The organism is Variovorax paradoxus EPS (genome assembly GCF_000184745.1).
GTDB lineage: Bacteria > Pseudomonadota > Gammaproteobacteria > Burkholderiales > Burkholderiaceae_C > Variovorax > Variovorax paradoxus_C.
Map to the genome: position 1 here is coordinate 406095 of NC_014931.1, position 20628 is coordinate 426722.

The following is a 20628-nucleotide window of genomic DNA, read 5'->3' on the forward strand; positions in this document are numbered from 1 at the left end:
GAAGCGGACACGAAGTGCCGCGCAGCCTGCGGGCGAGCTTTACTTCAGCGGGCACTTGTCGGCGTAGCTGTCGCCGTAGTTGGTCAGCACGGTGTTGATCAGCTTGTTCGTGACCTTGCCCTGCGCATCCTTGCCGATCACGCGCAGGTAGAAGTTCTCGATGGGGTAGTGGTTGTTCGCGTACTTGAAGGCGCCGCGCGTGGAGGCGTAGTTGGCCTTCTTCAGCGCTGCGACCACTGCTTCGCGGTTCTGCGCGTTGCCGCCCGATTGCTTCACGGCCGCGTCCATCGCGAGGATCGCGTCATAGGCCTGCGCCGCGTACACCGACGGGTAGCGGCCGTTGTATTCCTTGCGGAACGCGGCCACGAACGCCTTGTTGGCGGGGTTGTCCAGGTCGTGCGCCCAGTGCGAGGTGTTGAACAGGCCGAGCATCGGCTCGCCGACGGCGCCGATCACATCTTCATCGGCCGAGAAGCCGCTGGTCACGAGCGTGATGTCTTTCGACAGACCCGCGCCCACGAACTGCTTGATGAAGTTGATGCCCATCGCGCCGGGCAGGAAGAAGTAGATCGAGTCGGGCTTGGCCGCGCGCAGTTGCGCGAGTTCGGCGGCGTAGTCGATCTGGCCGAGCTTGGTGTAGAGCTCGTCGGCCACCTGGCCCTTGAACTGGCGCTTGAAGCCGCCCAGTGCGTCCTTGCCGGCGGGGTAGTTGGGGGCGATGAGCACCGTTTTCTTGAAGCCGCGGTCCTGCGCGAACTTGCCGGCGGCCTCGTGGAACTGGTCGTTCTGGTAGGCGGTGCCGAAGAAATACGCATTGCATTGCGCACCCGCGAACTGGCTCGGGCCGGCGTTGGCCGAGAGGTACGGCACCTTGGCGTTGAAGAGCGTGGGGCCCACGGCCAGCGCCACGTTGGAGCCGATGGGGCCGCTGAAGATGTCGATCTTGTCGCGCTGGATCATGCGGTCGACCAGCTGCTTGGCCTGGTCGGGGCTGCCGGCCATGTCGGCCTGCACGAATTCGACGTCCTGTCCGCCGAGCTTGCCGTTCAGTTGCTTGATGCCGAGAGCGAAACCGTCGCGCGCCTCGGCGCCCAACGCTGCGAAAGGCCCCGAAATGTCGAGGGCCAAACCCACCTTCACGGGGGCGGCCATGGCCGACGCCGCGGTGCCAAGGGCTGCGCCGCAGAGCAGCAACGAGACGAGGGTGCGCGGCAGCGCGGGCGACTTCGGGGACAGGTGGCTCATGGGTTCTCCGAGGGAGGAAGGATGAAACGACGCACCGGCACCGCGTCATGCAGCACCGGCAACATCGAACCGTTGATGGCTAAATACTTTAGCCGTAAACGATTTAGTGTCAACGGTGCTAGCACGAATGGTGCCAATGAAACGTGTCACTTCCTGGTGCGGAGGCCCCGTTTCCGGGGCTCGCGAACCGTGTTCAGCCGAAGGGATTTGCCGTCGCAAACCAGAGGCCGATGCCGGTTGCGATGATGAATGCGCCGTCGGTCACGCCCGCGATCAGGAAGAACTTGGTCTGCAGCACGTCGACCATCTCGGGCTGGCGCGCGGTGCTCTCGAGGAACTTCTGGCCGACCAGTCCGATGCCCAGGCACGAGCCGAGGGCTGCGATGCCGATCAGCAGGGCGACTGCGAGGGGAAGGATGTTGAAGCCGGTCATGGTGTCTTCTCCTGGTGGTTGGTTGATCGATGGACGTACTTTCCCGCAACGAGTGCGCACGGTCCATGACGTGGGAGGTCATGCCCAGGACGCAAAAAAGCCGGCCGCGGTGAGGCGGCCGGCTTTCAGGGGAGCGTCAAACGGTCAGGGCAGTTGAGTCCAGCTCTGGTTGGTGCCGCCGTTGCAGGTCCAGGTGATCAACGCCGTGTCCTGCGCCGTCGAGGCGTTCGGAACGTCGAGGCACGAACCCGAGGCGCGGTTCTTGATCGTGCCGCCCACCAGGCTCCACTGCGTCGTGTCGCCGGCCGAGCAGGCCAGCTGCACCACCGCCGCGTTCGTCGTCGCGGTGCCGCTCTGTGCCAGGCACAGGCCGCTGTGTTCGGCCTTGAACTGCACGTAGCCGCCCGTGAGGCTCGTCACCGTGAACTTCTCGTTGCTCGCAGTGCCGCACGGCCACTGCACCGCCGTCGCGCCGCTGGTCGTCGACACGCCCTTGATGTTCACGCACAGGTTGCTCAGGTTCGAGCGGATGCGCGTGATCGTCGGCGTCGGGTCGCTGTCCTGCGATCGCACGTACTCGCGAATCGCCACCACGTCGGCGGGCGGCAGGCTGCTGGCGTTGCCGTGACCGCCGGCGAGCACGTCCTGCAGCGTCGCGGCCTGTCCGTTGTGGAAGAAGGCCGTCGTGTTCCAGGTGCCCAAGAGCGTCGGCGTGTCGAAGCCCACGCCCGCCAGCGGCTGGTTCATGCCCTTGCCCGACGAGAGCTGGATGGTGCCCACGTCGTGCCGCTGTCCGTCGCGGAAGGTGGCGCCGGTGTGGCAGGTCACGCACTGCGCCGAGGCGAACAGCGCCTGGCCCCGCGCCGCGTCGACGCTGAGGCTGCCGTCTGCGTTGCGCGCCGGGCTGCGCATGTACTTGTTCAGCGAGGTGAGGTAGGCCGCGAGATCGTCCAGCTGCGCGTTCTTGCCGGCCTTGGGGGCACCCAGCGGGTCTTGCGTGGCTGTGAAGTCCGCGTTCGAGAGGAAGCCGGTGCCGCCGAACTCGTTGCGGATGTCGTTCTCGAAGTCCTGCACCTCGTCGAAGTTGGCCGTCCAGTGCAGCTTGCCGTGGCCGAGACCGCGCCGTCCCATCAGGCTGATGGTGCGGCGCAGGCCCTCTCCGCGCTGGGTGAAGTCCCACACCATGCCGTCGTCGCCGGCATCCGCATGGCAGCTCGCGCAGGAGATGTAGTTGTCCTTGCTCATGCGCCGGTCCGACGCGTTGTAGAACACCTGCTTGCCGCGCAGCGCAGCGGCCGCCATCGGCTCCTGCGCGACCGTCGAGACGTTCTGCAGGAAGACCGGCGCCGCGGTCTCCGAAGCCAGCACCGAGGCCACGTCGTGCACCGACACCGAGCGCGCGAGGAAGTTGTTGACGAACAGGCGCTTCCTCGCCGCGTCCAGGTACAGGCCATGCGGCGCGCTGCTGGCGTTGATTTCGCCTCGCACCGAGCGGCTGTACGGATCGACGATCGCCACGCGATTGCCTTCCATCTGCGCGACGAAGAGGTAGTCGCCCGACGGCGAGTACAGCGCGGCGCGTGCCGGTGCCCGGTCGTCGAAGTCGATCTGTTCGGCGAACACTTCCGCGGCCGTCTGCAGGTTGACCTGCGAGAGGATGGAACGCACCGTCTGGTCGTGCGACAGGTTGATACCGTCCCTGAACTTGCCGCGCACGATGTTGTCCTTCTTCGAAGGCAGCACCGCCCGCGTGCCGTCCGGCGAAATGATCACCTGGCTCAGGTAGTTGGCGACGCCGCGCGCACGGCTCTCGGTGTCGACCGTGGTGGTGTCGACCGGCAGGGCGATGGTGGGCATCGCGCTCATGCTCTGCAGGTTCACCTTGTGCAACTGGCCGCCGGTCATCTTCGACTTGAAGCGCGTGACGTAGGCCACCTGCGCATCGCCGCTCACGGCGATGCCGCGCAGGTTGCCTTCGAGCGCGACCGCGCCGGTGGTGGCGCCGTTGCTCGGGTCGAAGCTCATCAGCACCGACTTGCTCTCCAGCGTCAGCAAGCCCTTGGCGCCATCGGGCGTGAAGGCCACGCCATAGGGGCCGCTGCCGTAGGCGAGCGGCACGGTGGCCGAGACGCTGCCGTCGGCCGCGTTGAGCGCCACCAGCTTGTCTTCGCCCTGCACCGTGACCCAGATGCGGCCGTCGGGGCCGACCGCCAGTGTCTTCGCCTCGTCGCCCACGCGCACTTCCCAGCGCTTGGCCAGCGTTTCGGAGTTGATGGCGGCGACCGTGCCGCTGTCGGGGTTGACCGAGTACACCGAGTTCGCATCGCCCGCGATGTTGGTGGTGTGCGTGGGCGCCCGCGCCGTGGTCGGAACGATCACGGTGAGGTTGTAGGTGTAGAAGGTTTCGCGGCCGTTGGCGTCCTTCACCGTCAGCGTCACCGTGAAGTGGCCGGGGCGCGTGTAGGTGTAGGTGTAGTTCGGCTGATTCGAGTAGGCCGTCTGCGTGCCGTCGCCGAAGTTCCAGCGGAACTGCGCGCCGCTGCTCCCCAACGTGCCGGGGTTGAACACCAGTTGGCCGTTGACCAGCTTCGGTCCGCCGCCGATGCCGGGGTCGCCGATGATGGCCTGCCCGCGCAGCGTGTTCACCTCGGTGTCGGACAGCACGCGGCCGTAGACCCGCACCTCCGCCAGCGTGCCCTTGAAGAGCGCCGTGTTGCCCTGGATCTGGCCCAGCACGCTGAACTTGTTCGCGAGGCCCTTGGTGCCGGTGAGGCCCGCGGAGGTGGTCTTCACGCCGTCGACGTACACCGCCTGCGCGCCCGAGGCCGCATCTCGCGTCAGCACCACGTGATGCCAGTTGCCGTCGTTCACCGCCGCGGTGGAGGCGGTGCCGCCGTCGTTGCCGACCGAGAGCTTGATGCGCCCGTTGCTGTCGAGCCAGCCCCAGAACACATCGTCCGCACCGCTCGGCTGGTCGCGCCCGAAGATGCCGGGCGCGGTCCAGGAGTTCGCACCGCCCGCCTGCGTGGTCTTCATGTAGAAGCTCAACGATGCGGTGCCGCCGAGCACGGTGGCCACGCCGTCGTTCTTCAGCGGCACACCGGCGGTGCGGTTCGCGAAGTTCATGCCGATGCTCTCGAACGCGTCGCCCGAGGCCGGTGTGCCGCTGTTGTTGCCGATCTGGTCGGAGAGGTTGCCCGCCAGCGTCCAGTAGTGCATCAGGTTGATGTCGGTCGCGTTGCCGGTGTTGAAGGTCGAGCGGTAGTCCGCGCCGATGGCGTTGCCCGCATAGTCCTTCAGGCCGTTGGCCGGCAGGAACACTTCATAGCTCGTGCCCGGCTGCAGCGGCTGCTCGGGATGGAAGTTGACGATGCCCAACTGCACGCTGTAGGTGCCCGCCAGCGTGTTGCCGCCCACCGGACGCACGATGAAGGTGTTGGAGTTCACGCTCTCGGGGCGGATGTTGTCGGTCATGCCCAGGCCGATGCGCGATGTCAGCGCCTGCTGCTTCGCGCCGTTGGCGGGCGAGACCTGTTTCACTTCCGGCTTGACGATGTCCGGGTCCACCGCATGCACGACGAAGCCGCTGCCCGAGCCGTGGTCGTTGCCCACGAAGACGAGGTTGCCGAAGATCGCGACCTGGCCGTTGTCCGAGTGCGAGAAGTTCGGATCGTCCTCGCGCAGGATGCTGCCGCGGCCCACTTCCACGTGGTTGAGCGGATTGCTCACGTCCACCTTGTGGATGCGCGTCTGCGCGCCTTGAATGACGTAGTTGTCCTGCGTGGCGCAATAGAGCTGCTCGTCGATGACCAGCCGGTTGTCCTCGGCCACGAAGCGCGATCGGTCGGAGAGGTCGTAGCTGTACATCTTCGCGCCGCTGTTGCGCGTGGAGACGTGCAGGTTCCTGCCATCGAAGCAGGTCGCGTAATAGAACGGCGTGGTGCCCACGATGGAATCGAGCACCTTGGGGTTGAGCGGGTCGGAGATGTCCAGGCTCGCGAAACCGCCGTTGCTTTCCATCGCGGTCAGCACCATGTGGTTGCCCATCGTGAAGATCGGGCCGAGGCGGAAACCGCCGAGTTCGCCGGTGGGCACCGGGTTGGGCTTGCCCGCGCCGCGGTTGGCGACCACGGCATTCGCCGGGTCCCGTGCATCGACGATGAACATGCCGCGGCCGGCCGAGGCCACGTACAGGTAGGGCGCCTGCCACCAGAGCTGCCACGCCACGTTCTCGTAGTCGCCGGAATTGACACCGGGCAGCGCGAGTTTCTTCACCTGCTTGATGTCGTTGATGTCGGTGAAGTCCCAGAACTCGACGCCGTTGATGCTGGGCAGCACCACATACGTCTTGCCGCCGATCTTCGCGGTGCCGAAGGAGTGCGTCTCGCGGAACTCCTTGGTGCGGGCCTCCGGCTCGTAGATCTTCTTGACGAGCTGGATCTGCCGCGGGTTCGACACGTCGTACAGCAGGAAGCCGCCCGGGCCGAGGCCGCTGTCCGGCGCGAAGGAGGTGAGGAAGTAGCCGTTGACCATGATGCCGGCGTTCATGCCGTAGTCCTTGCGGCCCGCGTAGGTGGCGGGCACCTCGCGCGACTCGTAGGCGCTGCTGTGCGCCGGATCGAGCGGGTGGTTGGGGCTGGTGATCATCGACACCGGCTTGAACAGTTCCGCCGAGGTGTAGGTGAGATTGCCCAGGCCCGGTCCCTGCAGCGGGAGCGGGTCGGCCACTGCTTCGGAGACCGCCGTGGCCATGTTGCTGAGGGTCGTCATCGGACTGACCCCGGTGATTGCCGCGTGCGTCAGCAGTGTGACGAACGGCACCATCAATGCCATCACGTAGTACCGGATCTTCATCGTTGCCTCCAAGTTGTTAGAAGTTCGCAGGGGGACCCACTGACTCGTTTCTTCTTCTCTGGCTCGACTTGCAAAGTGCGCGCGCAGCACGCACCCCGGCAGGCGACGGGTGATCGCCTGCCGTAAACCCTCCAGGAACCGTTCACGCTGAGCTTGTCGAAGCGCTGCGCGAGGCCTCGCCAAGCTCAGCCCGAACGGTTCTGGTTTTCGCTCCCACTGGCAGCGGCTTTACTTGCCTTGCTTCGTGCCGCCGGATTCGTAGATGTCCAAGGCCGCCTCGGCGCTGGCATCGCGATGGATCATGGCCATCAGTGCGCTGACCACCGCGGACGGATTGCCGTGCTGATAGACATTGCGTCCGTACACCATGCCGACCGCGCCCTGGTCCAGCAGCGTGCGCGAGCGCGCGAACACCTGCGACAGGTCTTCGCGTCCGCCGCCGCGCACAAGCACGGGGCAGCGCGCGGCCTGCACCACGCGGTGGAAATCCTTCGGATCGCTGGTCGGGTCGGCCTTGACGATGTCGGCGCCCATCTCGCGCGCGAGGCGCACCAGCGTCACGATCTTTTCGGCATCGCCATCGACCATGTAACGGCTGCCGGGCGTGGGCGACTGCATCACCAGCGGCTCGATCATCAGCGGCATGCCGTAGCGGTCGCAATCGGCGCGAACGCGCGCGATGTTCTGCACGCACTGGCGGAACAGGTCGGGTTCGTTCGGCAGCATGAAGAGGTTGACCACCACGCAGGCCGCGTCGCGCTGCACCGCCGGCAACACCGGGTCGTGCTCGTTCTGCAATTGCGCCCACATCACGCGGTGCAGCGTGGCGTTGTAGGGGTTGCCCATGTCGATGCGCATCACCAGCGCGGGCTTGTCGCGGCCGGGGCGGTCCTGCAGCAGGTCGGACTGGCCGTAGTTGAGTTGCAGCGCATCGGGGCCGGCGGCCACGAGCTTGTCGATGACCTGGGGCATGTCCTCCAGGCCGTCTAGGAATGAGGGCTCGTTGCACACGCCGTGATCGAGGGCGATGTCCAGGCAGCGGCCGTTGGTGAGCAGGCGGTTGAGCCGTGCTGTCTTGTCTTTCGACATGGGAAAGAACTCCTTGTGGGGATCTGAAAAGAAGAGGGAGGTATCAGGCGAGCGCGGAGAGGTGGCGCTTCGCCGCGGCGTCGATCAGTCGCAAGGCTTCGTCGCCCAGTTCGACCGCGCCGGCACCGGCGTTCTCGATGGCCTGCTGGCGCACGCGCGCGCCGCAGAGTGCGACGGCGACCGTGCCGCGCGCAACGGTCCACGCGATCATCATCTGGCCGAACGAGCAGCCCAGCTTTGCGCGAATGGGCTCCAGCTCTTCGAAGAAAGCCTTGAGCGTCGCGCGATTGGCGGCGCTGAAGCGCGGGTTGCTCGCGCGCTGGTCGTCGCCCTTGAATTCGCGCTCGGGATCGATCGGGCCAGCCAGAAGGCCGAGGGCCAGCGACGAGTAGCCCAGCACCGCGACGTTGTGCTCGCTGCACAAGGGCGCGAGCGTCGTTTCGATCTCGCGGTCGATCAGGCTGTAGCGCTCCTGCGCCGCATCGACCGGGCCGTAGCGCAGGTACTCGGCGAGCGTCTCGGGGTTAACGTTGCTCACGCCGATGGCGCGGATCTTTCCCTGCTTCTTGAGGTCGAGCAACGCGTCCATGGTCTCGGCCACGGGCGTGGTGCTGTCCTGCCAGTGGGTGATGTAGAGGTCGATGTAGTCGGTCTGCAGGCGCTTCAGGCTCTCTTCGCACTCATGGAAGATCGACTCGCGCCCTAGGAAGCGGTACACCGGGTGGCCGTCTTCTTCGAAGAAGTGCGTACCTTGTTGTGTGTGCCAGACGAGGCCGCATTTGGTGGCGATCACGGCTTCTTGCCGGCGCCCCTTGAGCGCGGTGCCGACGATGCTTTCGGAGCGGCCGAGGCCATAGGCCGGCGCGGTGTCGATCAGGTTCACGCCCGCGTCGAGCGAGGCCTGGATCGCGATGACGGCGGCCGCGTTGTCCCCACCGCCCCACATCCAGCCGCCCATGGCCCAGGTGCCCAGGCCGATGGCCGAGCATTCGATGCCCGACGGGCCCAGCGTTGTCTTCTTCATCTCGCTCTTCATCGGGTCTTCTTTCTGGTGTTCATGATGTGGTCGATGGTCACGGCCGCGAGCAGGATCAAGCCCTTGATCACGTCCTGCCAGTAAGGCGACACGTCCAGCAGGATCAGCGAGCTGGTCACCACCGAGAGGAGCGCCAGGCCGAGGACGGCGCCCAGCACCGTGCCCGAGCCACCCTTGAGGCTGGCGCCGCCGATCACGGCAGCCGCGATCACGTTCAGTTCCATGCCCATGCCGAAGGTCGGCGTGGCGGCGCCGAAGCGCGCGGTGTAGATCACGCCGGCCAGGCCCGCCGAAGCCGAGCACAGCACCGTGACCCAGAACTTCACACGGCCCACGCGAATGCCCGAATAGAGCGCCGCCTTCTCGTTGCTGCCCGTGTAGAACACGCGGCGCAGGAGCGTCGAGCGGCGCAGCACGAAGTCGCTCACCACCACGATCGCCAGGAAGATCAGGATGACCGCCGGCACACCGAAGAGCGTGCCTTGGCCGATGAACTTGAACTCCGCCGGCAGCGAGAACAGCGACTGCGGCGTGCCCTGCGTGAGCGCGAGACACAGCCCCCGCACGATCACCATGAAGGCCAGCGAGGCGATGAAGTGATTGAGGCCGATGCGCGTGACGCAGCCGCCGATCATCGCGCCGATGAGCCCGCACATGCCGATGGCCACCAGGCTCGCGAGCCACGGGTCCACGCCCATCAGGAAGAGCTTGCCCGTCACCACCATCGCGAAGCACACCACCGAGCCCACCGAGAGGTCGATGCCGCCGACGATCAGGAGGATCGTCATGCCCACCACCACGATGCCTTCGATGGAGAAGGACAACAGCATCGCGCGCACGTTGTCCCAGGTGAGGAAGTAGGGCGATGCGAAGCTCATCGCGATGCAGAGCACCGCAATGATCAGAAGCAGCCCTGCTTCTCGCATGCTCGTGAGTTTGTTGGCGGGTTTCACGGGGTCGCCTCCTGATTGGCCAGATTGCCCAGAATTCCGAGGAGGAAGGCCCGCATCGAGTTGTGCCGGGTAGTTCATGCTGTTTCCTGTTCGCAGAGTCCGGAAGCCAGCCGCAGCAGGGCTTCTTCCGTCATTTCGTTAGCTTCAAGTTCGCCCGCGACCTGGCCGTCGCGGATCACGAGAGCGCGGTCGCAGAGGCCGATGATCTCGGGCAGCTCCGACGAGATCACGATCACGCCCACGCCCTGGTTCGCGAGCTCGCGCAGGATGTGGTGGATCTCCGACTTCGCACCCACGTCGACGCCGCGCGTGGGCTCGTCCATCAGCAGCACCGAGGGGTTGGTGGCCAAGAGCTTGGCGATGGCCACCTTCTGCTGGTTGCCGCCCGAGAGGCTGGAGACCTCGATGGCGACGCCGTCGGATTTCAGGTTCAGCTTGGCGCCGAGCGTCTTCGCGAGCTTGTGTTCGGCCGAGCGCTGCAAGAGGCCCCAGGCCGAGCTCACGCGGCTGAGTGCCATCGACGAGACGTTCTGCGCGATCGGCAGGTCGAGGAACACACCGGCCGCCTTGCGGTCTTCGCTGAGGTAGGCGATGCCTGCGCGCAGCGCGTCGCTGTACTTGCGGATGGTGAGCGTCTTGCCGTTCAAACGTACTGCGCCGCGCTTGGCGATGCGCAGGCCGCAGATGGTTTCGGCGAGTTCGCTGCGGCCGGCGCCCATGAGGCCCGCGATGCCGAGGATCTCGCCGCGCTTCAGCGCAAACGAGACGCCGTGCACGCGCTCGCCATCTGCAATGTCGTTCACTTCGAGCACGGGGCCGGAGGATTCGGCGGTTGGGGACGCGGATTGCTTCGGCGGATAGTAGTTGCCGAGATCGCGCCCGACCATGCGGCGCACCAGCTCATCGGGCGTCGATCCGGCCAGCGGTCCGCAGTGCACATTGCGCCCGTCGCGCAGCACGGTGACGCGGTCGCAGTGCGTGAAGATTTCCGCCATGCGATGGCTGATGTAGATGATGCCGATGCCCTGCGCCTTCAGGTCGTGCAGCACGCGGAACAGCGCCGCCGACTCGTTGTCGGTCAGCGCGGCCGTGGGCTCGTCCAGGATCAGCACCTTGCAGTCGAGCGTGAGGGCCTTTGCGATCTCCACCAGTTGCTGGCTGGAGATGCTGAGGTCGCCCACCGGCGTGGCGGGGTCGATGTCCTGCCCCAGCCGGCGCAGCACCTTGGCCGCGCGTTCGTTGAAGCTGGCGTAGTTCATCCACGCCGCTTTGCCGGCGTTGATTTCCGGCATGAAGATGTTCTCGGCGACGGTTGCGTCTGCGCACAGCGCGATCTCCTGGTGCACCAGGCCGATGCCCAGGCGCATCGCGTGCGCAGGGCCGTCGATCACGACCTTCTGGCCGTTCAGCAGGATCTCTCCCTCGTCGGGGCGGTGGATGCCGTCGATGATGTTCATCAACGTCGACTTCCCCGCGCCGTTCTCGCCGCACAGGGCGTGGATCTCGCCCGCATGCAGCGAGAAGTCCACGCCCGAGAGCGCGCGCGAAGCGCCGAAGCGCTTGCTGATCCCCTTCAGTTCGAGCAAGGCGCTCACTCGCCGATTCCCTTGGTGCCGCGGCGCGCGAGGTACTTGTCCCAGTAGAAGTCGTCGGCGTTGGCCTTGCTCACCACGGCCAGGCCGTTGTCCAGGAAGGGCACGGCCATCGGGTTCGTGCCGTTGCGCTTGGCGTCGTTCATCGGGTCGATGAGCGAGGGGTTCTTGGCCAGGAACAACATCATCATGCCCATGTAGCCCTGCATGCCCTGGTTCGGGTTGATGGCGCCGAACACGTCGCCGGACTTGATCATGTCCAGGATCTTGGCGTTGACGTCGCAGCACATCACCTTGATGTTCTTCTTGGTCTCGACCTTGGCCTGCGCCGCGCCGAGCGCCGAGTTGGCCTCGGGCATGAAGAGCGCGCCCAGGTTCGGGTTGGCTTGCGCAAGACTCAGCACGGCTTGGTAGGCCTTGTTCGGGTCCTGGTTGCTGGCGGCGCGGCCGACCAGCTTCATGCCCGTGTGCTTGGTCTTCATGCGGTTCACGAAGGCGGCGATGCGGCGGTCGTGGTTGTCCTGGCCCGGGTTCTCCAGCACGGCGTATTCGCCCTTGCCGTTGAGCGAGGCGGCAATCGCGTCGGCCGCCTGCGTGCCTTCGCGGTCGTTGTCCGAGGTGACGAACGAGGTGCGCTTCGAATTCGGCGAATCGGCCGCGAAGGTGACGACCGGGATGCCCATCGCCGCGGCGCGGTTGATCGGCTCGATGAACGGATCGGGGTTCATCGGGTGCAGCAGGATGCCCGCGGGCTTGCGCGCCAGTTCCTGCTCGAACGACGCGAGCTGCTTGTTCACGTCGTACTCCGGGGTGCCGGTGTAGCGCGTCTTCACGCCCAGCGTGCGGCCGAGCTGCTTCATCATTTCGTAGACCGGGAACCAGTACTCCACGCCGGAGACCATCACGTTCATCACGTAGACGTCGCTGGCATTGCCGCGCAGGCCGGTGCCTGCAGCAGGGGCAGCTGCTTGCTGTTGCGCGAACGCGCTCGCACCGGCCAGGCCGATACCGGCGGCGGCTGCGGACTTCAGGAAATTACGCCTCATTCTTTGTCTCCTCACGTTGACTGGCAGAGCTTGCGACCTGCTTTTCGGGCAGGTCTTCGGGACCTCGGTGTCACATCAGTTGTTATGACAGGCTAGAATGTAATCCCGGCCCGATTGCCCCGAGTACTAGGGGAAACGCTACTGGCGATGGGCTTTTTTTCCGCCGAAGCTGTTATGACATGATGCCAAACATACTGATCGGCGTGGACATGGGCTCGAGCAGCCTGAAAGCCCTGGCCCTCGAAGTCGGAAGCGGCCGAGCCGTTGCCCTGTCCCGCATGCCTTTGCCGCACGACCGGCTCGCCGGCGGCGGCTGCGAAGTCGGCGCCGCCGCCATTCGCGCCGCGCTCACCCACGTGCTGCGCGACGTGGCCCACCAGCTCGGGCCGCGCGCCGCAGAGGTTCGCGCCATGGCCTGCACCGGCCACGGCGCCGGCCTCTACGCGCTCGATGCGAACAACGAACTGGTCGGCGGCCGCGCCGTCGCATCCACCGACCAGCGCGCCGATGCCCGCGCACGGACATTGGCCAAAAGCCAGGGCGCGCGGCTCTTCGAAGACGTGGGCTGCGGCCCCTGGCCCGGCCAGCCGACGGTGATTGCCGCCGAGCTCCTGGGCGCAGATGCCGTGCAGCGCGGCGAACTGCGCCGCTTGCTGTTCGCCAAGGACTACCTCGGCTTCCTGCTCACCGGCGAAATCGCCACAGACGCCAGCGATGCGAGCACCGCCGGCCTGGTGTCGCTCGCCACCGGCGGCTGGTCGCAGATCGCCTTCGACGCCTCGGGCCTCACGGACCTGGGCGCGCACAACTTCGGCCCGATCCTGCCGAGCGGCACGGTGCTCGGCAAGCTGCGCGCCTCCGAGGCTGCGCTGTGCGGCCTGCCTGCAGGCATTCCCGTTGCGATGGGCGCCATCGACCTGCTCGCTTCGATGACCGCCATCTGCGCCGAACGCCGCGGCCGCGCAGTTCAGGTGTTCGGCACGTGGTGCGTGAACGCCGTCATCGGCCCGGTCATGGAGCCCAAGCCGGCGGTCGCCTCCATCGTGAATTTCGGCCGCACGCATGAGCGGCTCTACATGGAGAACAGCCCGTCTTCGATGGCCAACATCGCGTGGCTCGCGGGCGTGCTCGCGCTGCCCGATGCGCGCGCTGTGGTCGACCTCGCGATGACCGTGCCGCTCGGCGCCAACGGCCTGCGCTTCGCGCCTTTCATCAATGGCGGCGGTGGCGTGACGGCGGGCTTCGTGGGCATGAAGAGCCATCACACCCGCGCCGACATGGCACGCGCCGTGGTCGATGCCGTGGCGGCGCTGCATGTGCGCCAGACGGCGCGCCTGGCGGCCGGCGGCCTCGCCGTGTCCGCATCGACCGTGCTGGGCGGCGGTGCGAGCGATGCACGCCTCGTGCGCCTGCTCGCCTCGTTCCTGGGCCGCCCGGTCGAGCGCTGCGCCGACGACGAGACCGGCGCGCGCGGCGCGGCGCTTTACGCCGCCATGTCGCAGGGCATGGACGACGCGGCCGAGGGCAGCGCGCTGCTCGCGCCGTGCGACCTCATCGAACCCGATGCACGGGACGCACGCGCCCATGCGGATTTCAACGCCGATTTCAACGAACTGATCGACAGCATGTCACCTGTATTCACCCACATCGCGGGCGGTGCGCAGAGCGCCGCACGGCCGCCCGAAGGCGCTCGCACCGCAGCGCGCAGCGCGGAGGTTTCTCCATGAGCGCTTGGCAACTTCCCTTCGTGCGTCCTGCCTCTTTGGCGGACCGTCATTTTTCGACCGTGATCGTCGGTGCCGGCATCAACGGCGTCGGCGTGTTCCGCGATCTCTCGCTGCAGCGCGTCGATTGCCTGATCGTCGACAAGGGCGACTTCGGCGCCGGTGCCAGCAGCGCACCCTCGCGCATGATCCACGGCGGCCTGCGCTACCTGGAGAACGGCAGCTTCTCGCTGGTGGCCGAGGCCACGCGCGAGCGCAACCTGCTGCTGCGCAACGCGCCGCACCTCGTGCGCCCGCTCAAGACCGTGGTGCCGCTCGCGAACTTCTTCGGCGGCCTCATGAGCAGCGCGCTCAAGTTCTTCGGCCGCACGCCGCCGCAGCGCACGCGCGGCCTGCTGGCGGTGGCGCTGGGCCTGCGGCTCTACGACATCCTCGGCCGCCGCCAGCGCGTGATGCCGGGGCACCGCATCAGCCGCGTGCCGACCAACGACCGCGGCCTCTTCCGCGCGGCGATCCGCTGGACCGCGACCTTCTTCGATGCGTGGATCAGCCATCCCGAATGGCTCATTCTCGAACTCATCGGCGATGCCTGCCGCGACCAGCCGCGCTCGGCCGCCGCCAACTACTGCCGCGTGATGGGGTGTGCGGGCAACATCCTCACGCTGCGCGACGAACTCACCGGCGCACTCGTGCGCGTGACCGCCGACACCGTGGTGAACGCCACGGGCGCGTGGCTGGACCGCAGCGCGGCCGTGCTCGGCGGCGCAGGCCCGCGCGTGATGGGCACCAAGGGCTCGCACCTCGTGCTCGACCACCCCGCGCTGCGCGATGCGCTCGACGGCCGCATGGCGTATTTCGAGGCGGTGGACGGGCGCGTGTGCATCGTCTATCCCTTCCTCGACCGCGTGCTCGTGGGCTCGACCGACATCCCGGTCGAAGACCCGGACCAGATCGTCACCGAACCCGCCGAGGTCGACTACCTCATCGACGTGCTGCGCGAGGTGTTCCCCAACATGGCCTTCGGGCGTGACCACGTGGTCTACACCTATGTCGGCGTGCGGCCGCTCGCGCGCTCCGATGCCGACAAGCCGGGCCAGATCTCGCGCGACCACTCGGTGGTGGTCGATCCGCCGAGCGCGACGCGCGACATTCCCATCGTTGGCCTCGTCGGCGGCAAGTGGACGACCTTCCGTTCGCTCGCCGAGGAAGCGACCACCGAAGTGCTGCAGCTTCTGGGGCGCTCGCGCACCGCATCGACCGAGCTGCTGCCCATCGGCGGTGGTGCAGACCTGCCGGCCGATGCGGCCGCGACCGAGCGTTTCATCGAGAAGATGACGGCCTCGGGCATGGGCCGCGCGCGCGCACTGACGCTGCTCGCGCGCTACGGCTCGAAGGCACTGCCGCTCGCGCAGCGCCTCGCCGCCTCGGGCGACGTGCCGTTGCAACACGCACCCGACTACTCGGCCGCCGAGCTCTCGTACCTGTGCCTGGAAACCGGCGTGGTGCATCTCGATGACCTCGTGATCCGCCGCACGCTGCTGGCGATTCGCGGCCTCGTCACCGATGCCGCGTTGGCCGAAATCTCGGGCATCGCGGCCGAGGCGCTGGGCTGGGACGCGGCGCGCGCGCACAAGGAGCTGCGCACCTGCGCGACGGCCCTGCGCGAGCATCACAACGTGCGCCTGCAGGCCGTGGCGCCCGACGTGGAACCTTCTTTCGATGCATCATTGATGGCCAGCTCCGCCCTCGGCCAGTCCTAAAAGTGAACAGTCCCAACGACACCCTGTCGACCGTGCTCGACCGCAACTCCGAGTCCCCGCTGTGGGCCCAGTTCCGCGATGCGATCCGCCTGCAGATCCTGAAGGGCGTGCTGCCCATCGGCGCCAAGCTGCCATCCGAAGCCGAGCTGGGCGACCAGTTCGGCATCTCGCGCATCGTGGTGCGCGAGGCCCTGGCCGACCTGGTGCGCAACAACCTCATCTACAAGATCAAGGGCCGCGGCGCTTTTGTGTCGGCGCGGGAGCGCGACGAGGATTTCGTCTCCACGGTGCTCGGCTTCTCCGACGAAATGGAGCGCAAGGGCCGCTCGGTGCGCACGCAGATCCTCACGCAGGAACTGCGCGCGCCCACCGAGCAGGAAGCCGCATCGCTGGGGCTCACCGAGCCCGATGCGCAGGTCGTTGCGCTCAAGCGTCTTCGCAGTGTCGATGGCGAGCTGCGCCTCCTGGTCGAGACGGTGGTGCCCGCAGACCTCACGCCGGGGCTGCATCGCACGCGGCTGGACGACCGTTCGCTCTACGACGTGCTGCGTCGCCAGTACGGCCTGCGCCTGGTGCGCGCCGAGCGCTGGATCGATGCGGTGCTGCCCGATGCCGAAACCTGCAAGCTGCTGGACCTGCCGCACCCCGAGCCGCTGTTGCGCATCGAGTCGATCGCCTATGGCGCGAACGGCCGGCCGCTGGAGCACTACCGCGCGCTGCACCGCTGCAAGACGAGCCGCCTGCACGTGCAGACGACGACCTGAGTTCTCTGCTCGGTCAGGCCTTGGCGGCGTTGCCGCGCGAGGGCCAGAGCACCGAGGCGATCGCGACCATCATCAGCGCGACCGCGACCCAGTCCTGCCAGTGCACGACCTCGCCGAGCCACACCGCGCCGCTGAACACGCCGAGCACGGGGATGAACATCACGCTCAGGGTCGAAGCCACCGGCGGCAGGCCGCGCGCGAGGTAGAACCACGCCGCGTGCGCGAAGCCGAAGATCAGCACCGCGTTGTAGAGGATCGATCCCCAGGTCACCGTGCCCGGCCAGCGCCACGGGCCGCGCTCGAAGAGCAGCGAGAGCACCGTCATCACGACGGCGGTCATCGCCGTCATCCAGAACGAGAGCGTGAGCGTCGGCAGCCCGATGCGCGTGTGGCGCAGCAGCTGCGTGCCCAGCGCCCATGTCGCTGCGGCCACCAGCGCGAGTGCGACGTAGCCGGGCCGCCCCGCGAAGTCGGTGAGCTCATGCCACAGCAACAGCCCCACGCCGACGGCACAGGCTCCCACGCCGATCCAAGAACGCCGCGTGAGCACGGCAGAGAACAGCAGCGCACCGATCACCGCCGAGAACACCGGCATCGTGTACCCCAGGATCGCCGCGCGCCCGCCCGACAGCGCCTTCACCGCAAGAATGATGCAGGCGTGCCAGACGAACATGTTGGTCGCGCCCAGCCACACCAGCTCGGGCCAGGCGCTGCGCGGCACGCGGAACGGCACCTTCATCCACACCAGCGCGATGCCCAGCACGGGCAGGCCCAGCCAGATCGAGATCGCGCGGAAGGCGAGCGGCGGATAGTCGGCCACGCCCAGCTTCATCACCGGCCAGTTGAAACCCCAGGCGAGGGTCAGTAGGACGAGCAGGACGAACTGGCGCGGGGTGAAGGAGGGCATGAACAGGTCTGAGGCTTACAGCAAACGCTTGAGATAACGCCCCGTGTGACTCGCCTCGTTCGCCGCGATGTCTTCCGGCGTGCCTTCGCCCACCACCGTGCCGCCGCCGGCACCGCCTTCGGGGCCCATGTCGATGAGCCAGTCGGCCGTCTTGATGACGTCCAGGTTGTGCTCGATCACGACGATCGTGTTGCCCGCGTCGCGCAGCTGGTGCAGCACCTTCAGCAGCAGTTCGATGTCGGCGAAGTGCAGCCCGGTCGTCGGCTCGTCCAGGATGTAGAGCGTGCGGCCCGTGTCGCGCTTGCTCAGCTCGAGCGCAAGCTTCACGCGCTGCGCCTCGCCGCCCGAGAGCGTGGTGGCCGACTGGCCGAGCTTGATGTACGAGAGGCCCACGTCCAGCAGCGTGCGCAGCTTGCGCTCGATGGTCGGCACGGCCTTCAGGAACTCGTGTGCGGTCTCGACCGTCATCTCGAGGATCTGGGCGATGTTCTTGCCCTTGTACTGGACCTCGAGCGTCTCGCGGTTGTAGCGCTGGCCGTGGCAGACCTCGCAGGGCACGTACACGTCAGGCAGGAAGTGCATCTCGACCTTCACCACGCCATCGCCCTGGCAGGCCTCGCAACGGCCGCCCGCCACGTTGAAGCTGAAGCGGCCCGGGCCGTAGCCGCGCTCGCGCGCGGTGTTGGTCTCGGCCATCAGTTCGCGGATGGGCGTGAAGAGGCCCGTGTAGGTGGCCGGGTTGCTGCGCGGCGTGCGGCCGATGGGCGACTGGTCGACGTTGATGACCTTGTCGAAATACTCGATGCCCTCGACCGACTCGTGCTCGGCGGGCTCTTCGTGCGCGCGGTACAGCGTGCGCGCGACGGCGGTGTAGAGCGTGTCGTTCACCAGCGTCGATTTGCCGGAGCCCGAGACGCCGGTCACGCAGGTCAAAAGGCCGACGGGGAAGGCGACGCTCACGTTCTTGAGGTTGTTGCCGGTGGCGCCGACGACGCGGATTTCCTGCAGGTCGGTCTGCGAGGCGATGTGCGCCGCTTCACGCGCCGCACGCCGTTCGGCCGCAGGGCTCTGCGGAAAACGCGAGGGCTTCTTGCCTTCGTTGAAGGCCGGCTTCTTCACGGCCGGCAGCCATGCGGTGCGGTGCTTGGGCACCTCGATCTTCTTCGTGCCCGAGAGGTACTGGCCGGTGAGCGAATCGGGATTGGCCGACACCTCGGCATAGGTGCCCTGCGCCATCACGCGGCCGCCGTGCACGCCGGCGCCGGGGCCCATGTCGATGACGTGGTCGGCGGCGTGGATCATGTCCTCGTCGTGCTCGACCACGATCACGCTGTTGCCGATGTCGCGCAGGTGTTTCAGCGTGCCGATGAGCCGGTCGTTGTCGCGCTGGTGCAGGCCGATGCTGGGCTCGTCGAGCACATACATCACGCCCGTGAGGCCCGAGCCGATCTGCGAGGCCAGGCGAATGCGCTGCGCCTCGCCGCCCGAGAGCGTCTCGGCGCTGCGGTCCAGGCTCAGGTAGTTGAGGCCGACGTCGTTGAGGAATTTCAGGCGCAGGCCGATCTCGCGCACCACCTTGTCGGCGATGTCGGCCTTGGCTCCGCGCAGCTTGAGCGTCTGGAACCAGGCGAGCGAGTCGCGCAAGGTGAGATGACTCAGCTCGAAGATCGCCATGCGCGGCGGCTCGCCGCCATCGGCCGGTCGGGCCGATTCATCGACCAGGAACACGTTGCGCGCTTCACGACGAAGGCGCGAACCGCCGCAGTCGGGGCACGGCTGGAGGTTCCGAAAGCGCGCGAGGTCTTCGCGCACCATCACCGAATCGGTCTCGCGGTAGCGCCGCGTCATGTTCGGGATGATCCCCTCGAAGGGATGCTTCTTCGTGAGCTTCTTGCCCGCGAAGTTGCCCGATTCCATGGTGTAGTTGAACTTGATCTCTTCGGCGGCCGAACCGTTCAGCAGCACCTGCTGCACCGAGGCGGGCAGCGACTCGAAGGGCGCATCGACGTCGAACTTGTAGTGCTTCGCGACGCTCTCGATCATGCTGAAGTAATAGCCGTTGCGGCGGTCCCAGCCCTTGATGGCACCGCTGGCGATCGAGAGCGACGGGAAGGCCACCACGCGCGCCGGATCGAACACCTCGCGGTGGCCGAGGCCGTCGCAGCTCGGGCACGCGCCCACGGGCGAGTTGAACGAGAAGAGGCGTGGCTCGAGCTCCGACAGCGAGTAGTGGCAGATCGGGCAGGCGAACTTGGCGTTGAACAGGTGTTCCTTGTCGGCCACCCCTTCAGCGCCCAGCTCGAGCGCAATCGCACGGCCTTCGGCAAGGCGCAGCGCGGCCTCGAAGCTCTCGGCCAGGCGCTGCTGCATGTCGGGGCGTGCGCGCAGGCGGTCGATCACGACGTCGATGTCGTGCTTCTCGGTCTTCTTGAGCTTGGGGAGGTCGTTGTATTCGTACGTTTGCCCGTCGACGCGGAAGCGCACGTAGCCCGCGGCCTGCATCTCGGCGAAGAGCTCGAGGAACTCGCCCTTCTTCTCGCGCGCCACGGGTGCCAGGATCAACAGGCGCGGTTCGTCGGGGATGGCGAGCGTGGCGTCGACCATCTGCGAGACCGTCTGCGCCTGCAGCGGCAGGTGGTGGTCGGGGCAGTAGGGTGTGCCGGCGCGGGCGAAGAGCAGGCGCAGGTAGTCGTGGATCTCGGTCACCGTGCCCACGGTGGAGCGCGGGTTGTGGCTGGTGGCCTTCTGCTCGATGCTGATCGCGGGCGACAGGCCCTCGATCACGTCCACATCGGGCTTGTCCATCAGCTGCAGGAACTGCCGCGCATACGCCGACAGGCTCTCGACATAGCGCCGCTGCCCTTCGGCATACAGCGTGTCGAAGGCCAGGCTCGACTTGCCCGAGCCCGACAGGCCGGTGATCACCACCAGCTTGTTGCGCGGAATGTCCAGGTCGACGTTCTTCAGGTTGTGGGTGCGCGCACCGCGGATGCTGATGCGCTGCTGCGCCAGCACCGCGCCGAGGTAGGTGTCGCGTTCGCGTTGCGCGTCGCGTGCGCTTTCCTCTTGGGCGGCGAGTTCTTCAGTGGCTTTGGAATTCAAGGGGGCGATCGTCCGAGGGCAACCGGACATGATAGTCCGAGCAGCATTTCATGGCCAATGGACGGCTTCTGGCGCTTTCATGGCTGCTTCGCTGGTCGGCGCGTTCCAGGAGCCCGGCGGTGG

General features: G+C 67.0%; 13 protein-coding genes. 3 read left to right on the forward strand and 10 right to left on the reverse strand.

Features of this window, described 5'->3' with window-relative positions; all coding sequences use genetic code 11:
• Nucleotides 1-39 precede the first annotated feature (39 nt).
• The 8 genes from VARPA_RS01930 to VARPA_RS01965 form a co-directional block, all read right to left on the reverse strand.
• Nucleotides 40-1245 (reverse strand): ABC transporter substrate-binding protein, encoded by a 1206-nt coding sequence (locus VARPA_RS01930; RefSeq protein ID WP_013538853.1) that lies wholly within the window; start codon nucleotides 1243-1245, stop codon nucleotides 40-42.
• Nucleotides 1246-1438: 193 nt separating this feature from the next.
• Complete coding sequence (atpE, locus tag VARPA_RS01935) at nucleotides 1439-1678, reverse strand: F0F1 ATP synthase subunit C (RefSeq protein WP_013538854.1); 240 nt, start codon at nucleotides 1676-1678, stop codon at nucleotides 1439-1441.
• Between the two features lie 144 nt (nucleotides 1679-1822).
• Complete coding sequence (locus tag VARPA_RS01940) at nucleotides 1823-6532, reverse strand: RICIN domain-containing protein (protein ID WP_013538855.1); 4710 nt, start codon at nucleotides 6530-6532, stop codon at nucleotides 1823-1825.
• Between the two features lie 228 nt (nucleotides 6533-6760).
• Nucleotides 6761-7621 carry a class I fructose-bisphosphate aldolase gene (locus VARPA_RS01945; RefSeq protein WP_013538856.1) on the reverse strand — a complete coding sequence of 287 codons (861 nt, stop codon included), beginning with the start codon at nucleotides 7619-7621 and terminating at the stop codon, nucleotides 6761-6763.
• A 43-nt stretch (nucleotides 7622-7664) separates the two neighbouring features.
• Nucleotides 7665-8657 carry an aldo/keto reductase gene (locus tag VARPA_RS01950; protein ID WP_013538857.1) on the reverse strand — a complete coding sequence of 331 codons (993 nt, stop codon included), beginning with the start codon at nucleotides 8655-8657 and terminating at the stop codon, nucleotides 7665-7667.
• A complete protein-coding gene (locus VARPA_RS01955) occupies nucleotides 8654-9688 on the reverse strand; it encodes an ABC transporter permease (protein ID WP_041942736.1) in 1035 nt (344 codons plus the stop codon). The genes VARPA_RS01950 and VARPA_RS01955 overlap by 4 nt, the downstream gene beginning before the upstream one ends.
• A complete protein-coding gene (locus tag VARPA_RS01960) occupies nucleotides 9685-11205 on the reverse strand; it encodes a sugar ABC transporter ATP-binding protein (protein ID WP_013538859.1) in 1521 nt (506 codons plus the stop codon). The genes VARPA_RS01955 and VARPA_RS01960 overlap by 4 nt, the downstream gene beginning before the upstream one ends.
• Nucleotides 11202-12248, reverse strand: a complete 1047-nt coding sequence (locus tag VARPA_RS01965) for a substrate-binding domain-containing protein (protein WP_013538860.1) — start codon at nucleotides 12246-12248, stop codon at nucleotides 11202-11204. The genes VARPA_RS01960 and VARPA_RS01965 overlap by 4 nt, the downstream gene beginning before the upstream one ends.
• A gap of 179 nt (nucleotides 12249-12427) precedes the next feature.
• Here VARPA_RS01965 and VARPA_RS01970 point away from each other — a divergent pair, with 179 nt between their 5' ends.
• The 3 genes from VARPA_RS01970 to VARPA_RS01980 are packed head-to-tail and all read left to right on the forward strand — an operon-like array spanning nucleotide 12428 to nucleotide 16496.
• On the forward strand, nucleotides 12428-13975 hold the full coding sequence (locus VARPA_RS01970) for an FGGY family carbohydrate kinase (RefSeq protein WP_013538861.1): 1548 nt from the start codon (nucleotides 12428-12430) through the stop codon (nucleotides 13973-13975).
• A complete protein-coding gene (locus VARPA_RS01975) occupies nucleotides 13972-15732 on the forward strand; it encodes a glycerol-3-phosphate dehydrogenase/oxidase (protein WP_013538862.1) in 1761 nt (586 codons plus the stop codon). The genes VARPA_RS01970 and VARPA_RS01975 overlap by 4 nt, the downstream gene beginning before the upstream one ends.
• A 2-nt stretch (nucleotides 15733-15734) precedes the next feature.
• Nucleotides 15735-16496 carry a GntR family transcriptional regulator gene (locus tag VARPA_RS01980; RefSeq protein ID WP_013538863.1) on the forward strand — a complete coding sequence of 254 codons (762 nt, stop codon included), beginning with the start codon at nucleotides 15735-15737 and terminating at the stop codon, nucleotides 16494-16496.
• 13 nt (nucleotides 16497-16509) lie between these two features.
• On the opposite strand, the gene VARPA_RS01985 is transcribed toward VARPA_RS01980, so the two are convergent.
• On the reverse strand, nucleotides 16510-17403 hold the full coding sequence (locus VARPA_RS01985) for a DMT family transporter (protein ID WP_013538864.1): 894 nt from the start codon (nucleotides 17401-17403) through the stop codon (nucleotides 16510-16512).
• 15 nt (nucleotides 17404-17418) lie between these two features.
• Nucleotides 17419-20535, reverse strand: a complete 3117-nt coding sequence (gene uvrA / locus VARPA_RS01990) for an excinuclease ABC subunit UvrA (protein ID WP_013538865.1) — start codon at nucleotides 20533-20535, stop codon at nucleotides 17419-17421.
• Nucleotides 20536-20628 lie beyond the last annotated feature (93 nt).

Coding starts and splice junctions, on each gene's coding strand:
- VARPA_RS01930 (WP_013538853.1), bottom strand. CDS start 1,245: ATGAGCCACCTGTCCCCGAAGTCGCCCGCGCTGCCGCGCACCCTCGTC.
- atpE (WP_013538854.1), bottom strand. CDS start 1,678: ATGACCGGCTTCAACATCCTTCCCCTCGCAGTCGCCCTGCTGATCGGC.
- VARPA_RS01940 (WP_013538855.1), bottom strand. CDS start 6,532: ATGAAGATCCGGTACTACGTGATGGCATTGATGGTGCCGTTCGTCACA.
- VARPA_RS01945 (WP_013538856.1), bottom strand. CDS start 7,621: ATGTCGAAAGACAAGACAGCACGGCTCAACCGCCTGCTCACCAACGGC.
- VARPA_RS01950 (WP_013538857.1), bottom strand. CDS start 8,657: ATGAAGAGCGAGATGAAGAAGACAACGCTGGGCCCGTCGGGCATCGAA.
- VARPA_RS01955 (WP_041942736.1), bottom strand. CDS start 9,688: ATGAACTACCCGGCACAACTCGATGCGGGCCTTCCTCCTCGGAATTCT.
- VARPA_RS01965 (WP_013538860.1), bottom strand. CDS start 12,248: ATGAGGCGTAATTTCCTGAAGTCCGCAGCCGCCGCCGGTATCGGCCTG.
- VARPA_RS01970 (WP_013538861.1), top strand. CDS start 12,428: ATGATGCCAAACATACTGATCGGCGTGGACATGGGCTCGAGCAGCCTG.
- VARPA_RS01975 (WP_013538862.1), top strand. CDS start 13,972: ATGAGCGCTTGGCAACTTCCCTTCGTGCGTCCTGCCTCTTTGGCGGAC.
- VARPA_RS01985 (WP_013538864.1), bottom strand. CDS start 17,403: ATGCCCTCCTTCACCCCGCGCCAGTTCGTCCTGCTCGTCCTACTGACC.
- uvrA (WP_013538865.1), bottom strand. CDS start 20,535: ATGTCCGGTTGCCCTCGGACGATCGCCCCCTTGAATTCCAAAGCCACT.